The 14,122-nt window shown below is 54.3% G+C and carries 12 protein-coding genes; 5 read left to right on the top strand and 7 right to left on the bottom strand.

All coding sequences use genetic code 11. The features are described from left to right. A complete protein-coding gene (locus HCZ99_RS01300) occupies positions 1-831 on the bottom strand; it encodes a DUF3100 domain-containing protein (RefSeq protein WP_167445101.1) in 831 nt (276 codons plus the stop codon). Positions 832-1,060: 229 nt separating this feature from the next. Next, positions 1,061-1,990, bottom strand: a complete 930-nt coding sequence (locus tag HCZ99_RS01295) for a LysR family transcriptional regulator (protein ID WP_167445100.1) — start codon at positions 1,988-1,990, stop codon at positions 1,061-1,063. Positions 1,991-2,236: 246 nt separating this feature from the next. Between HCZ99_RS01295 and HCZ99_RS20860 the strand changes: the two genes are divergently transcribed. Both HCZ99_RS20860 and HCZ99_RS01285 read left to right on the top strand, forming a co-directional pair. Then, positions 2,237-3,193: an NAD(P)-dependent oxidoreductase gene (locus HCZ99_RS20860; RefSeq protein WP_368484210.1), complete on the top strand. Its 957-nt coding sequence runs from the start codon at positions 2,237-2,239 to the stop codon at positions 3,191-3,193. 2 nt (positions 3,194-3,195) lie between these two features. Next, positions 3,196-4,734 (top strand): aldehyde dehydrogenase family protein, encoded by a 1,539-nt coding sequence (locus tag HCZ99_RS01285; protein ID WP_167445099.1) that lies wholly within the window; start codon positions 3,196-3,198, stop codon positions 4,732-4,734. An 87-nt stretch (positions 4,735-4,821) separates the two neighbouring features. On the opposite strand, the gene HCZ99_RS01280 is transcribed toward HCZ99_RS01285, so the two are convergent. Continuing rightward, positions 4,822-6,459: an electron transfer flavoprotein-ubiquinone oxidoreductase gene (locus HCZ99_RS01280; protein ID WP_167445098.1), complete on the bottom strand. Its 1,638-nt coding sequence runs from the start codon at positions 6,457-6,459 to the stop codon at positions 4,822-4,824. Between the two features lie 244 nt (positions 6,460-6,703). On the opposite strand from HCZ99_RS01280, the gene HCZ99_RS01275 reads away from it, so the two are divergent. The 3 genes from HCZ99_RS01275 to HCZ99_RS01265 all read left to right on the top strand — a co-directional run bounded on the left by HCZ99_RS01275 (position 6,704) and on the right by HCZ99_RS01265 (position 10,001). Then, entirely contained in the window at positions 6,704-7,618 is a 915-nt protein-coding gene (locus tag HCZ99_RS01275) for a uracil-DNA glycosylase family protein (protein ID WP_167445097.1), read from the top strand. Positions 7,619-7,952: 334 nt separating this feature from the next. Then, positions 7,953-9,704 (top strand): lytic transglycosylase domain-containing protein, encoded by a 1,752-nt coding sequence (locus tag HCZ99_RS01270; RefSeq protein ID WP_254869385.1) that lies wholly within the window; start codon positions 7,953-7,955, stop codon positions 9,702-9,704. A gap of 78 nt (positions 9,705-9,782) precedes the next feature. After that, positions 9,783-10,001: a hypothetical protein gene (locus HCZ99_RS01265; protein ID WP_167445095.1), complete on the top strand. Its 219-nt coding sequence runs from the start codon at positions 9,783-9,785 to the stop codon at positions 9,999-10,001. Positions 10,002-10,085: 84 nt separating this feature from the next. On the opposite strand, the gene HCZ99_RS01260 is transcribed toward HCZ99_RS01265, so the two are convergent. The 4 genes from HCZ99_RS01260 to HCZ99_RS01245 are packed head-to-tail and all read right to left on the bottom strand — an operon-like array spanning position 10,086 to position 14,011. Continuing rightward, positions 10,086-10,805, bottom strand: coding sequence for a tetratricopeptide repeat protein (locus HCZ99_RS01260; RefSeq protein ID WP_167445094.1), 720 nt, complete (start codon positions 10,803-10,805; stop codon positions 10,086-10,088). Positions 10,806-10,854: 49 nt separating this feature from the next. Further along, positions 10,855-11,355, bottom strand: a complete 501-nt coding sequence (locus HCZ99_RS01255) for a cytochrome c-type biogenesis protein (RefSeq protein WP_167445093.1) — start codon at positions 11,353-11,355, stop codon at positions 10,855-10,857. Then, positions 11,352-11,888, bottom strand: coding sequence for a DsbE family thiol:disulfide interchange protein (locus HCZ99_RS01250; protein WP_167445092.1), 537 nt, complete (start codon positions 11,886-11,888; stop codon positions 11,352-11,354). The genes HCZ99_RS01255 and HCZ99_RS01250 overlap by 4 nt, the downstream gene beginning before the upstream one ends. Continuing rightward, positions 11,885-14,011: a heme lyase CcmF/NrfE family subunit gene (locus tag HCZ99_RS01245; protein ID WP_167445091.1), complete on the bottom strand. Its 2,127-nt coding sequence runs from the start codon at positions 14,009-14,011 to the stop codon at positions 11,885-11,887. Before HCZ99_RS01245 ends, HCZ99_RS01250 begins: the two co-directional genes overlap by 4 nt. Between the last annotated feature and the right edge of the window lie 111 nt (positions 14,012-14,122).

Here is a 14,122-nt window from a genome sequence, read left to right as displayed (position 1 = left end):
TCAAGCCTCCTTATTTTTGGTGGCGGCAAGATCACGTTTGCCTGCGGTTGCGTTATAGAGTTTTTCAACAACGGGCAGGGCAATGAACAGCCCGGCATAAAGACCCGTTGCATATGTCAGAAGGTTACTTGCACCAGCAAGGGCAAGGATTTCGTCCTTCATGGCAGGGATGGCTTCGGTCAAGGCACCAGTGCAGGCCGCCATCATGGAGCCACTGCCGATACCACATGCCATGGCCAATGCGCGCGGGTCGAACCATTCGACGCTGGCAAACAAAGACGCCAAAATGGCGAAGATGAATGTGCCAAACAGGGTGCCAATCACATACACGCCCATAACGCCCGTGCCTTCTGGGCTTTTAAGGGTATAACGGTCCGCGATGATGGCAAGGTTTGGTTCGCGTGCGATGGAGAAGGTCGCGCCAATGGCTTCGCGACCCATTTTCAGGCCCCAAACTGCAAGCGGGAAGGCCAGAACAATGGTCCCCAGATTGCCAAGTTCCTGCAGCAACAATGCAGGACCTGCTTCGATGATGGTTTGAATTGATGGCCCGATGGTGGTGCCAAATTTTGCGATGAAGGGCATGATCGCAACGACGATCAGCGGAGAAGCGGCTTTGACTTCTTTTTCCCCAATGAATTTGCCAAATTTAGGCATCACATTTGGGTTCATCAGTGCGGCCATGACAAAGGCATAAAGCAGCGGAAGAAGAAGGATCGCGCCAATTCCAAATGGAATTTTACGAATACCAATAAGTTCGGCAACGACGCCGATCACAATAACGGCCAGATGAAGCTTCCATAGCCCCATTTGCCCCCGAAGCGCATTCATTATCCCTGTCTCCTTGATAAACAGTGTCATTGACGATGATGGGCGCATTTCGCCGACGATTTTGGCAAAACGGACCGTGCCATCCCTGTAATTTCCAGCATTGGCAAGTTTCATAATCCTGCCGTATTTGAGGGCCGGAATTTTGTGTGACAATGAAAAGTTGGTGAAAAAGGGGCAAGTGCCATTTTGGGAGCTTGCTGTTGCCGTTTCGGCAACAGGGTGTTCGGGCTTACCGATGTTCGTCGGGATACCAAGCCGCGCCAAATGCCTCCATCCGATCGCGGATGACGCCGGTAACTGCCCGAACTGCGGCGGTTTTTGGTCGACCTTTGCGCACCAACAGATGGGATGGGACGCGGGATAGAAAATCGTCTGTCATTGGGATGGCAACGATCTCGCCCCTGCGTAATTGTCGGGATACGGCAAAGGCCGGAAGATAGGTAATCCCGCCCCCCGACAGAACAAAGTGAATGGCGACATTGATCGAATCGGCTGTCAAAAAGGCATCCTTTGCCGCCCGGTCGCCCTGATCTGTGTTGGCCAAAAGTTTGGCAACGCCAAAATGCGGGTTTAACAGTGCAAGCGGATAGCCAAGCGTTTCGGAAAAGCTGCAGGTTTTCTTTTTTGCTAAGGGAAACTGTGGCGGGACAAGCGCGCAAAGCGGTGCGTGATCCTCGGCCAGTAACTCAAGGTCTGCGGTGCGCGGGGGATTGAAAACAAGCCCCATATCATAGTCATCACGCAAGATGCCGTGTGTGATTTTTTCCGTGCCGGCAACATCAATTTCAAGCCGGATGTCGGGAAATCCATCACGCAACGGCCGCACCACATGATTGACCAAATCCACAACGAAACCCTCGCCCGTAGCGATGCGGACCGTACCTGCAATCGCCCCGCGCGCCGCGGCCAAATCAACCGCAAAACTTTCATCAAGTTCGATGCGCCGACGGGCATGGGCCGCGACCATATGACCAGATTCGGTGAAAATAATCCCGCGTTTGGTGCGTTCCATCAACAGCGTATCAAGACGGGCTTCTAGTGCAGAAATCTGACGACTGATGGCCGATGGTGCGATCCGCAAGGTGTCTGCGGCGGTGCGGATAGAGCCTGCTTCGAACACGGCCAGAAAATAGCGGAGCGGTTTGTCGTCAATTTTCATGTGCATAACATCAATTTATCGGGTGATGCCTTTATCAGAGCATATCTGTTGCTGTTTCGGCAACAACATGTTCCGGCAATTGATCTTGAATATGGCCCAGTTCCACCGGACAGTTGCTGGGTAACTCAAAAATATGAACGGACGTATCGGTGCGGATCAGCGCTGAGCGCGGGGTAAGACGTATGTTTTTCCCGAACGAACCCGTATGTCCGCAGCCATATCAGAACGAACAGAGAGGCAAGTATCGTGACGAATTCGAATACTGGTGCAGATGGCGCCATCGGTAACACCGGTACCATAGGCGTGATTGGCCTTGGCAATATGGGGCTTGGCATGGTGCGGACCTTGTTACGCGAAGGTTTTGCCGTTGTTGGGTTTGACCTTTCCAACGACCGGCGGATCGAAACCGCCGAGGCCGGGGCCGCCATCGTCACAAGCCAGCAGGAGCTGTTTAAATCCTGTGACACCATCATTTTGTCGCTGCCAACAGCGGCGCATGTCACGGCGGTTCTGACGGGCGACGGTGGGCTGACGGGCTGTGATTGCGGACCGCGTCTGGTGATTGACACCACAACGTCCGAGCCCGATGTGACCCGCGCGCTTGACCAATCGCTGCGTCGGCTTGGTCATATCCTGATTGATGCGCCGGTCAGCGGTGGCCCTGCCGGGGCCAATTCAGGACAACTGACGATGATGGTTGGCGGATCGGAAAGCGATTTTGCAAAGGCGATGCCTGTTCTAACCGCGCTGGGTGGCAAGATCACCCATGTTGGGCCGGTTGGTGCCGGGCATGCGGTGAAGATTGTAAATAACATGCTCGTGGCAACACACCTGTTGACCATGAGCGAGGCAATACGCCTTGGCACCGCAGCCGGGGTTGAGGTCGAGAACCTGATAAATGCATTGAATGCCGGGTCAGGCCGAAGCGCGATTAGCGAGGTCAATTATCCCAAGTGGGTGATGAACGGTGCGTTTGACAGCGGATTTACCATGGGCCTGATGCGCAAGGATGTGCGCCTTGCCATGGCGTTGGCAGCACAGAAAGATATCGCGATGCCGGTTTCTGAGCTGGCCGGTGAGTTATGGGCGCAAAGTGCCGATAGCCTTGCCGATGGCGAAGATTTCAACCGGATCACCGAGTTGAAAAACACGTCCGCGACAAACACCGTAACCAAGACCGATCCCCTTAAGGCAGGAGAATAAAAATGACCGTGGCAAACGAAACCCTGATGGATCGCGATTACAAGGCGGCGATGCAGCCCTTCTTTGGCGACGCTGAGATCGGAAGCTGGGTAAACGGGGCAATGATGGCTGGGCGTGGTGAAGCGTTTGATCTGATTGATCCGGCAACCGGCAAGGCATTTCTTGAACTTAAAGATGCAGGCGCCGAGGTTGTTGATGCCGCGATGCAGGCGGCAGAAAAAGGTCAACGTGTTTGGTGGGCGCTTCCGGCGGCGGAGCGCGGACGTATCTTGTGGCGCATTGGTCAACAGGTGCGTGACCATCTTGAGCAACTGGCTGTGTTGGAAACCGTTTCGGCCGGAAAGCCAATCCGCGATACCCGGGTCGAGGTTCTTAAAGTCGCTGAAATGTTTGAATACTACGCCGGTTGGGCGGACAAACTGCATGGCGATGTGATCCCGGTTCCGACCAGTCACCTTAACTATACCCGGCCAGAGCCATATGGCGTGATCACCCAGATTACACCGTGGAACGCACCGATCTTTACAGCCGGTTGGCAATTGGCACCCGCCCTTTGTGCGGGCAATGCTGCGGTTCTTAAACCATCGGAAATGACGCCGTTAACGTCGCTTGCCCTTGGTGGGCTCAGCAAAAAGGCCGGTCTGCCTGATGGGGTTATCACGATTTTGACCGGGCTTGGCATGACCACCGGTGTGGCCGCGACCACCCATGATGTCACGCGCAAGGTTGTGTTTGTCGGATCACCCAAAACCGGGGCGGCGATTGCGGCCCAAGCCGCGGCAAATATTGTGCCCTGTGTTTTGGAACTTGGCGGTAAATCGGCCAATATTGTTTTTGAGGATGCCGATTTGAGACGGGCGGTTCTTGGCGCACAGGCTGCGATCTTCAGCGGTGCGGGACAAAGCTGTGTGGCCGGATCGCGGTTGTTGGTCCAGCGATCCGTGCTTGATCGGTTTGTCGATATGCTGGTCGATGGGGCCAATCAGATCCCGGTAGGCGATCCGCTTGATCCCGCAACCCAGATTGGGCCGATTAATAACTTGGCCCAGTATCAGACAATTGAGGGCCTGATCAAAGCAGGCTGCCAAGAAGGGGCAGAGGTTTTGGCCGGCGGTGCGCGCCCGGAAGGCGGCATCTGTGCCGATGGTTATTTCCTGCGTCCGACGGTGCTTGGCAATGTGCGCAACGATATGGGCATCGCGCGCGAGGAAATCTTTGGCCCGGTTGTGTCGGTTATTCCGTTCGACGACGAAGCCGATGCAATTGCAATCGCCAATGACAGTAAGTTTGGGCTGGCTGGTGCAGTTTGGACCAACCGCGTTGATCGTGCGCACCGGGTTGCGGCAAACGTGCGTGCGGGAACGTTTTGGATCAACAGCTATAAGACGATCAACGTCATGTCGCCGTTTGGCGGATTTGGTCACAGTGGCTATGGCCGGTCCAGCGGCAAGGAAGGGCTGATGGAATATATGCAGCCCAAAAGTGTCTGGACCGAAACGGCGGAAAACCCGCCGGCTGCATTTGGCTATGCGCCGGAATAAGCCAGATTTTCCAATCATCAGACAAAAGAATAAGGGCCGCAAAATGCGGCCCTTATTTGTATGGAGAAATCCGGTTGGACTTCCAAATTACATATTGGGGTAGTTCGGACCTCCGCCGCCTTCTGGCACGACCCAGACGATGTTTTGGGTCGGGTCTTTGATGTCGCAGGTTTTACAATGCACGCAGTTCTGGGCATTGATCTGAAGACGTTTGCCACCGTTATCTTCGTCTTCGACAAACTCATACACCCCAGCCGGGCAGAAGCGGGCTTCTGGGCCGTCATACACCGCAAGGTTCACGTCAACCGGCACGCTGGCATCTTTCAATGTCAGGTGGATTGGCTGATCTTCGCTGTGGTTGGTGTTGGACAGGAAGACCGAAGACAACTTGTCAAAGGTGATTTTGCCGTCGGGTTTCGGATAGTCGATCTTTGGCATTTCGCTGGCGGGTTTCAGGCAAGCGTGATCTGCATGGTTTTTAAAGGTCCATGGGGCCTTGCCGCCAAACAGATATGTATCCACCGCACTATAGGCCATGCCCCCCCAGAAGCCCCATTTCGCAAAGCTTGGGCGGATGTTACGCACTTTGTGCAGTTCTGGATAAACCCAGCTGTCTTTCAGACGCGACGGATAGCTTTCCATCGATGACGGTACTTCGTCAGCGGTCAGGGCTTCAAACGCGGCTTCGGCGGCAAGCATGCCGGTCTTCATCGCGGTATGTGACCCTTTGATTTTGGGCACATTCATAAAGCCGGCCGAACAGCCAATCAAACACCCACCAGGGAAGACCAGATCAGGGATCGATTGGAAGCCGCCTTCGTTCAGCGCGCGTGCGCCATAGGAAATGCGGCGACCATTTTCGAAAATCTTGCGGACATTCGGGTGCGTTTTGAAACGCTGGAATTCTTCAAACGGGCTGAGATGCGGGTTTTCGTAATCAAGACCGATCACGAAGCCAACCACCACCTGATTGTTATCCAGATGATACAGGAATGATCCGCCATAGGTGTCCTTATCAAGCGGCCAGCCGGTGGTGTGCTGGATCAGGCCTTCTTTGTGGACGGCCGGATCAACTTCCCAAAGTTCCTTGATACCGATGCCATAGGTTTGCGGATCGGAATTTTTGCGCAGATCGAACTTTTTGATCAGCTGTTCAGACAGCGATCCACGGCAACCTTCGGCAAAGAAGGTATATTTGGCGTGCAGTTCCATGCCCGGTTCGTGGTTCGGGCCCGGTGTACCATCACGCTGCAGACCCATATCGCCGGTGGCGATGCCCTTGACCGATCCATCCTCGTTAAACAGAACTTCGGCAGCGGCGAAACCAGGATAAACTTCAACGCCAAGGGCCTCGGCCTGTTCGCCAAGCCAACGGCAGACATTGCCAAGGCTGACGATGTAATTGCCCTTGTTGTGCATCTGTGGCGGGGTTGGCAGCTTTTTCGCACCCGTTTCGCTCAGCACCATGAACTGGTCCTCACCGGCGGGGACATTCAGCGGCGCACCGCGTTCTTTCCAGTCCGGGAAAAGTTCATTCATGGAGCGGGGCTCCATCACAGCACCCGAAAGGGTATGTGCGCCAACCTCGGAACCTTTTTCCACCACACAGACGGTGATTTCTTTTTCTTGTTCCTGGGCGAGCTGCATCAGTTTGATGGCCGCCGACAGACCGGACACACCGGCACCGACGACAACCACGTCAAATTCCATGGATTCGCGTTCCATTTGGCCTCTCTCCTTTGGTTGCCAACCATATCGGACTGTTTCCGTCCGTTTAGTCGCAAGCCGGTATTTACCGATCAGGGTCTCGCCCAAGCCCTGATTTCTGACATTTATTGTTTAATCGGTATAGATGTACCGATTAACATCGCGTTTGTATATGGTGCAAGTGGACCAAAATCGTTAAGGTCTGTCAAAATTCATGCGTGCCATATACGGGTGCGGCGCAACATACACCGTCTTTGTGTAAATGAGCAAACCAATTACAGATTTTGATGTACATAATCTCGATCCGTTTCAAGCGCTGATTTGGCAGTATGAAATGGGTGTGGACGAGGCGATCGCGGATGAACCGCTTGATCGCTTTAAGGCGTCCGAGAGCCTAAGCCGAAATGCTGCCAACCGTCCGGGTTTTGCCCCGGCAGGTGGGCAAGGGGCTGGCCGTGGGCCGTCTGCTGCGCGTCCGGGCTCCGGTTCTGGAGCTAGACCAAATAACGGCCCGGCGCAAAGCGGTGGAATGGCGTCTGCGCCCGCCGATGGTGGGTTCTTGTTGTCAGATACGCCGCACGAAGCACGCCAGTCTGCCCGTGATGCCGCGGCGGCCGCCAAGACGCTTGATGAGCTTAAAGACGCGATTGAAAAGTTCGAAGGATGCGCGCTTAAAAAGTCGGCCAGCAATACCGTGTTTGGTGTCGGCAATCCCGAGGCCAAGCTTGTTCTGGTCGGCGAAGCCCCCGGTGCAGAAGAGGATCGGCAGGGGCTGCCGTTTGTTGGGCCAAGCGGGAAGCTTTTGGATGCGATGTTGCGATCCATCGGGCTTTCGCGTGAAGAAGTTTACATCACCAATATTTTGCCATGGCGTCCGCCGGGAAACCGGCCCCCTACCACAGCGGAAACCGCCGTGTGCGAGCCGTTCGTGCGTCGTCACCTTGAACTGATTGTGCCAAAAGTCGTGGTTTGCCTTGGCGGCAGTTCGGCCAAGGCCCTGATGGAAGAAGATCGCGGGATTACCCGGTTGCGCGGAACGTGGAAGGAAATGGTCTTTGCCGATGGTGCGAAGGCCGATTTGACGGCGATGTTCCACCCGGCATATCTGTTGCGAACACCCGAACAAAAGCGACTAGCATGGCGCGATTTGCGCGCGATTTTGCAAAAACTTTCGTAAATATGCAGTTTTGGGCGGGGTGCATAGGAGATATGCAGTTTGCCGTTGATGGCCGAGAGGCCACGCCAAGTGATTGATTCTGGATAAATCATTTCGCTGTTTTGGCGTTTCCTGTTATAAGAACCGCCGTTGCGCGGGGGAACATCGCTTGCAACGGGTTGCGACATCAAACTGCTTCGCGATAAATACGTGGCTTTGCGATACAGCCTCGTTGGGGAATAGACTAGTTTTGATCGAAGCACTAAGAACAAACCGACCGCGTGTGCAAACGGCACTACGACGGGGCCTAATCACCGCTGTTTTCTGCGCCATGTCATTTGCCATGACTGCGCCGATGCCTGCTGTCGCTGACACGCCGGAACAAGCGTCGCTGAGCAACCCTGATTTTGGTGATACGCTTTCGGTGTCGCTGCCAAAACCGCTTTCCAAGCGTGACGCAGAACTTTACGAACAGATTTTTGCCGTGCAAGAGCAGGGCCGCTGGAAAGATGCGGACCGCCTAATTGCGCGCCTGAATGACGATGTCCTGATGGGCCATGTTATGGCGCAGCGCTATTTGCACCCGACGGCTTATCGTTCGCGTTACAAGGAACTTAAAGATTGGCTGGCGAAATATGCCGATCTGCCGCAGGCACCGCGCATTTATAAACTTGCGCTGACCCGCCGTGGCACTGCCAGCTATCCGAAAAAGCCGGTTGGCGGTTATGTTTCGGGGGCCGGGTACGACTACGAAGATATCCGCCCTTATTATCATAAATCGACCAAAAGCCTTTCGGCCAAGCAACGTGCGCGGCTTTCAACGCTTAAGCGTCGGATTCGCCACCGTATTCGTACGGGCTGGCCGACCGGGGCGTTGCAGGTGATCGAAAGCCAGGAAGCAAAACGTCTGTTTGATTCCTTTGAGCTTGATCAGGCCCGTACGTCCATTGCATCGGGGTATTACTATTTCGGTAAACCTGATCTTGCATTGAAATTTGCCGGACAAGCCGCAAAGCGGTCTGGGAAATACCTGCCGCAGTCGCATTGGACAGCCGGTTTGACCGCGTGGCGTTTGGGCAAGATGGATGTTGCCCACAAACATTTCGTCGATCTGAGCACCAATAAATACGCATCAAGCTGGACCCGTACAGCGGGCGCATTTTGGGCCGCACGTATCGATTTGGCCGCAGGCCGTTTCGAACAAGCGGACAAAATGTTGAACCGTGCGGCGGAATATCCGCGTTCGTTTTATGGTTTGCTTGCGATGCGTGCGCTTGGCCGCGACGATGCGTTTGACTGGGATAGCCTTGAGCTTGACGAAAACCGTGCGAACAAGCTGAAGCTTGATCCGCATGGCCGTCGTGCACTGGCACTTTTGCAGGTCAATCAGCGTGATGAAGCCGAACGTGAATTGCGCAAAGCTGCTGCTGAAAATGATGACTCGCTGCGTCGTGCTGTGTTGGCATTGACCGATACCGCAAACTTCGCATCCCTTACCATGCGTTTGGGAAGCTATATCGCGCAGAAAACTGGCGAAGTGATCGTGAATGCGCTGTATCCGGTTCCGCCATGGGCACCAGAAGGTGGCTATGAAGTTGACCGTGCCCTGATTTATGCGTTCATGCGTCAAGAATCCGGGTTTAAAGCCGATGCGCGCAGCCATGCTGGTGCACGTGGTTTGATGCAACTGATGCCAGCGACCGCAAACTATATTGGCAATCAGCAGTTCCGCGGCAAAAACCGTGCTGAGCTTTATCGGCCAGAAGTTAACCTGTCGCTTGGTCAGAAATACGTTGACTATTTGCTTGAGCAGAATGGCGTTGATAACGGCATCTTGGAACTGATGGCGGCCTATAACGGTGGCATTGGTAATCTTATTCGCTGGCAGAAGGCGCTTAACGATAATGTTGATCCGCTTTACTTCATCGAGAGCATCCCATCGCGTGAAACCCGACTGTTTGTCGAGCGTGTGATGGCGAATTTCTGGATGTATCGTTCGCGGTTTGGTCAGGAAACGCCATCACTTGATTTGCTGGCCAGTGGCAATTGGCCAAAATATCAGCCGCAAGATGGTTTGGCTGACCGCGGCCTGACCGCGCAGCGTTAATCAGCATTCATTTAGATCATGCCTGAAAATCCAGACAAGCACGGTTCCCACGGTTCCAATAAAACGGATCATGGAACCGTGCTTGATCGGATACCGATGCCGCCGATGAGTGCGCACGAAGCACTGCGTCGCTTTGAAGAGCGCAACAGCCCCACCGGCAGTGGGGAAAGCCCCCAAACCAAACCCGATAGCGATCTGTCGCAACTTCATCCAGTCCTGCGCCTATGTGCGCTGGTTGGGACGTTGGGCGTGATTGTCGTTATTTTGCTGGGTGTTTTGTATCTGATCGGGCGGTAAAACCCTTTCAGGACGATGCCCTCATGGGTGGGCCTTTATGCCGCATCCTGATAGATAGCTCGTGCGTCTTAAACGCATCAAAGCTTATTGCGTCTCGACCTTTTGATCGCCGTTTTCCTGAAGAGATTTAATCACGCTTTCGGTGGCATTGCCCAAAGGATCGTCTTTGGGGATGTCACGATAAAGGTCCTGAAGCACGCGCAACGCCTGGGCCGATTTATCATTTTGTTTGAGCATCATGCCGTAATAGTAGCGCGCCAGAAGATGGTTTGGCATTTGCCCAAGGGCATGCAGCACCAGATCGCGTGACGTGCTGTCAATTTCGCCATTTTGTGATGTGATGCGGGTGTCGGCATATTCAATTGCCAACAGCGGATTATGCCCCGAAAGGGCATATGCACGCGCAAAGGCGGCGACTGCGCGATCCACATTCCCCAAACGCAAAGATCCACGCGCCAGAACGATCCAGCCTTGCAGGTTGCGTGGGTTTACTTCGAGGGACAGCACGATCTGATTGAGCAATTTGCGGATTTGCTGATCGGTTTTGTAGTTCGGGTCGGTGACGTTGCCAGCAGCGGCCGCGGCGGCCGCCAGATTGCGTTCGCCATCGCGGTCCGCATATGGCTGTGCGGGCAGGGTCGGGTTGCCCAAGAAGCTGTAAATCCCGATCGCCGCGAGTACGGGCACCACGGCAATCGCGGCGCGCCCAACGGATCGGTTGGGTTGGTCTTTTGTTTTGGGCATGCTGAAATAGATCGCAACCGCGACCATACAGGCCAGAACAGTTAAACCAAGCCAGATCACAAAGCGCCCCCGGTCGATAATTTAGGTGTCGCGATACGTATAAATCGCATTATTTCGAGCCACCATTTTCGGATTTACCCAGAATTTCATTCAGGCGGGTTTCTTCGTCGCTTGAAAGGGTATCTGGTTTTGCCGCAGCTTCGCGTTGCTTGCGGCGATAGAACGCAGCAACCGCCAGCAGGGCAAGGATTGCCAATACAATCGGGCTTGCCCACAAAACGTATGTTTCGGGCTTAAGCGGCGGGTTCAGCAACACATAGTCACCGTACCGGGCAACGATATAATCGATGACTTCCTCATTGGTGTCGCCAGCGACGAGGCGTTCACGCACGAGAACACGCAGGTCATGGGCCAGTTCCGCATCCGAATCGTCAATCGACTGGTTCTGACACACCAAACAGCGCAGTTCCTGACTGATGTCGCGCGCACGTTCTTCCAGAACCGGATTGGACAGCATTTCATCGGGATTAACCGCAAGGGCCGGACTGCTGATCGCCAAGGGCATCGCAAGACCCATAAGGCAGATGAATGCTAGAAACGGTTTTCTCATCCTTTTAACTCCGCGATTTTTGGCAGCAGAACGTTTTCAAGGACTTCTGTGCTGATGGGGCCGACATGTTTGTATTTGATGTTGCCCTGACCATCGATGATGAAGGTTTCCGGGACGCCGTATACCCCAAAATCAATCCCGGTTCGACCCGACAAATCCATGCCAACAGCCTGATAAGGATTGCCAAGCTCTTCGAGCCATTTAACCCCGTCCTGTGGGTCTTTTTCCTTATAGTTCAGGCCATAGATCGGCACACCTGCTTCGCGTGACATGCGCTTGATCAGCGGATGTTCCGCACGGCATGGGATGCACCAGCTGGCAAAGACATTGAGAACGGAAACTTCGCCCTTGGTCAGATCAGCACGCGACAGGCCCTTATCGGCCCCCGGCAGTGGCGGGAGCGAGAAATCTGGTGCGGGTTTGTCAATCAAGACAGACGGAACAACGGATGAATCCTTGTCGATATTGAGCAGGAAAACCCCGGCCAATGCCGCAAACAAAACCAGCGGAATAATAGCAAGCGATAATCTCATGAAGCGGGAACTCCGTTCTTGCGAATGCGCAGGAAAATACGCGTCAGGATGCTAACGCTGCCACCAATCAGCATCAAAATCATACCGCCCCAAACCCACGGCATCATTGGCAGAAAGCGCACGGTTACAATGCGTCCGCCATCTTCGGAACGATCACCGACGGATACATGAACGTCACCATCGCGGCCGTGGAAAATATCGGCCTCGCGGGTTTCCGTGCCACGGATTGGGTAATAGCGGATTTCTGGAAACAGTTCTTCGAGGGGCAGAGAATTGCGGTACAGAATAAAGGTCGCCTGGCGGGTGGCATAGTTTTCGCCCGCCAAAAGGGACACGCCTTCATATTGCAGGTTATAGGGCCCGACCTGAATGCTTTGACCCGCACGGGCAGACAGAACAACCTGTTCTTCCCAGACCGCACTGGCGGATCCACCAGCGATCAGGATGGCAAGCCCGATATGGGATAGGGTCATGCTGATATAGCGTGGACCAAGAAGCTGCAGATTGCGATATTTGCTTTCGCCGTGATCGGGTTGGTGCCACAGACGTGCCCAAAGATCACTGACCGAGGATGTCAATATCCACCCGGCCAACCCAAGGCCAATCAGCGGCAAAGGCGACAGTTCAATAAAGCGGATCGAGACAAACAGAATAATGATGGCCGACAGGATCGCCGCGAGTTTCATCCGCCGCCCGATTAACCACAATTCATCCTGACGCCAACGTAAAACCGGGGCAAAGCCCATGATAAACATCAGCGGAAGAATGGCAGGCAACAGGGTGGTGACATAAAACGGTGCGCCAACGGTGATGTGTTCACCGTCAACCCAGCGCAGAACCAGTGGATAAATTGTCCCGATCAGAATGACAGCCGCCATCAGTGATAGGGTCACACTGTTGACGAACATGCCACTTTCGCGTGAGACAAAGCCAAAGGCTTTTTGCTCGGCCATGCGGTCAGATTGGCGCCAAAACAGGAAGTAGGCGGCACTAAATAAAACGCAAAAGCCAATCAAAAGAGCCGTGCTATTGCCGCTTTGCGTCAGCATTTTAGGCAGTGGGCTTAAAAGATCAGACTGGGTCAGATAAACGCCAAACCATCCAAGCGCGAATGCCGAAATCCCCAAAAATGCCGTCCAGCTTTTAAGGGTTTCGGTCTTTTCAAGAACCGCACGGCAATGGACAAGTGCAGTCGCCAAAAGCCACGGGATCAGCAGACTGTTTTCAGCCGTGTCCCAATACCACCAGGTTCCCCATGCCTGTTGGCTGTAGGACCGATAGGCATTGATCGCAATAGCAAGACCAAGAAGCAGCCAAGCCCCCATGACCCAAGGGCGCAGCGTTTCGGCAAAGCCACGGTCAATCTTGCGCACGGCAAGGCCGGAAACGGTGACGGCAAAAATGACGGCCAATCCCGCCAAGCCAAGGTAAAGAGCCGGTTCGCGCAGGATACGCAACATATCCTGGCTTTGCGGGTTCATGCCCCGCCCATCGAGCGGGGCGACGGCTTCGCGTAAAAACGGATCGGCGTCGACCAAGGTCACAACGGCAAGAACCGTGATGACAATACCAAGGATTGAAAGCGCGTTGGCGGTAAACTGATTTTGTACAATCGCGCTGGTGTCGGGTTGGGACGACCGGCGAAAGACTTGCAGGGCAAAGACGGTGTTGGCCAATGCGGTTGCCAGCACCCACAGCAGCATTGCCCCGCCATCAGTGATAAAGGCAGCGCCCACACGAAACAGCAACGGCGTTGATGAATGGCTGATGCCCGCAACAATCGGCAGGCTAAAATCACTGACGATAAAGGATTGGATCAAGGCAGCTTGCGCAATGAGCCCCAGCACCAAAATGACCACCGGCAACGCGATCATGTTGGAGGGCAAAGCATATGCCTCTACCGGTGAACCAGCCATGTCAGGGTGTTCATCAGCATCAAGACCAGCACCGGATACGGTTCCTGTTCCAGCATTTCCTGAAACGGCTGCGGCGGTCTTGGGGCCGAATGATAGGGCTGCTGCAATTCTGCCGACTGTCAGCCTGATTGGGCTAAACAGCAGGGCCTGGCTGAAGCCGGCCACCAGAATCAGAAGCAGGGCAAAATGTCCGAACTCTGCAATCATCTGCTGTTAAGGCTTCCCCGAATTTGATCTGCAACCACCGTCTCATTGTCTGTCCACAATGAGCCCGTTTGACGCGGGAAGATGGATGCGGTGTTTTCCTTGTGCACGAAG

Source organism: Thalassospira lucentensis, assembly GCF_011806425.1.
GTDB classification, from domain to species: domain Bacteria; phylum Pseudomonadota; class Alphaproteobacteria; order Rhodospirillales; family Thalassospiraceae; genus Thalassospira; species Thalassospira lucentensis_B.
Note: the sequence above shows the minus strand (reverse complement) of the source record. Positions and strands in the feature narration are given on the sequence as shown.